The organism is Lentzea sp. NBRC 102530 (genome assembly GCF_030269365.1).
GTDB lineage: Bacteria > Actinomycetota > Actinomycetes > Mycobacteriales > Pseudonocardiaceae > Lentzea.
Map to the genome: position 1 here is coordinate 1 of NZ_BSTF01000044.1, position 1,441 is coordinate 1,441.

Below are 1,441 nucleotides of genomic sequence, written 5' to 3' on the forward strand. Positions count from 1 at the left end.
TGAACCGCTCCCCGGAACTTGGACTGGGAATCCAGTTCCGACTTTCCGGGGAGCGGTTGGGTGCATCCACGAAGTTCGTTGTCTGAGCGGCAGCGGGAGACCGCTGCCGCGTTGTTCGAGGCCGGGTTTGGTGAGAAGGCTGTGTCGACCCGGTTGGGGGTGTCGGAGACGGCGGTGCGACGCTTGCGTGATCGTTGGAGGGTGCGAGGCGCGGGAGCGTTGGTGAGCAAGCCGGGCAAGCGGTCGTTCACGTTCGAGTTCAAGCTCGAGGTCGTGCGCCGGTTGATCAGTGGTGAGGCGACCGCGCTCGAGCTGGCGCGTGAGCATGATCTGTCCTCGCCGAAGCTGGTGGAGAACTGGGCCGGCCGCTATCGGCGCGACGGCGCGGAAGCGTTGCGGCCCAAGTCGAAAGGCCGACCGGCCAAGCCTGTGAACACCGCTGGGCTCAGCGAGCTGGAACGGTTGCGGGCGGAGAACCTGGAACTGTCCGCGAAGGTGGCGTTCCTGGAAAAACTGCGGGCCTTGAAGGAGCAGGGGCGAGACTGAAGACCCAGGTCATCGCCACCCTCAAGGCCGACTATCCGCTGCCGGTGCTGCTCAGAGCCGCCGGACTGGCCCGCTCGACGTTCTTCTACCACCAGGCCAGACTCACCCGGCCTGACCCGCACGCCGAACTCAAGACCGCGATCACCGAGGCGTTCGAGGCGGCCCGCGGCCGTTACGGGCATCGGCGCGTGCACGACGTGCTGACCCGCCAAGGCCGGCAGGTGGCCAAGAAGACCGTGCTGAAGCTGATGAACATCCTCGGCCTGGTCTGCAAGGTCCGGCGAGCACGCCGATATCGGTCCTGGCTCGGACAGACCGGCACGACCGCCCAGAACGTGCTCGACCGCCAGTTCAGTGCGTCCGCACCGGACACGAAGTGGGTCACCGACGTGACCGAGTTCCGGATCGGCGGGGACAAGGTCTACCTGTCACCGGTGATCGACCTGTTCGACCGGTCTGTGGTGGCCTACAGCCATGGCCTGTCACCGTCACTGGAGCTGACGAACTCCTCGCTGCGCCAGGCGATCGCCACTCTGCCCGCCGATGCCCGGGCCAGGCCACTGGTGCACTCCGATCAGGGCTTCCAGTACCAGCACGCCTCCTGGCGCAGGCTGCTGGCCGACGCGGGCCTGACCCAGTCGATGTCGCGGCGCGGCAACTGCCTGGACAACTCCATCGCCGAGAACTTCTTCGGTCATCTCAAGGAAGAACTGTTCCACCACACCAGGTTCGACACCGTCGCCGAGTTCACCACGGCACTGGACGACTACATCGACTGGTACAACACCACCCGCATCTCCACCACGCTCAAGGGCCTGAGCCCGGTCGAATACCGAGCCCAGGCCCTCACGGCCTAACCTTCAGTTAGCCAGTCCAACTTCCGGGGACCAGTTCA

The 1,441-nt window shown here is 65.6% G+C and carries 2 protein-coding genes and 1 pseudogene; all 3 read left to right on the forward strand.

Features of this window, described 5'->3' with window-relative positions:
• Nucleotides 1–60 precede the first annotated feature (60 nt).
• Nucleotides 61–204 (forward strand): annotated as a pseudogene (locus tag QSK25_RS45550) (helix-turn-helix domain-containing protein); the annotation flags it as partial.
• Between the two features lie 18 nt (nt 205–222).
• Nucleotides 223–546, forward strand: coding sequence for a helix-turn-helix domain-containing protein (locus tag QSK25_RS45190; RefSeq protein WP_285647878.1), 324 nt, complete (start codon nt 223–225; stop codon nt 544–546).
• A 44-nt stretch (nt 547–590) separates the two neighbouring features.
• Nucleotides 591–1,403, forward strand: coding sequence for an IS3 family transposase (locus QSK25_RS45195; RefSeq protein ID WP_285647880.1), 813 nt, complete (start codon nt 591–593; stop codon nt 1,401–1,403).
• Nucleotides 1,404–1,441 lie beyond the last annotated feature (38 nt).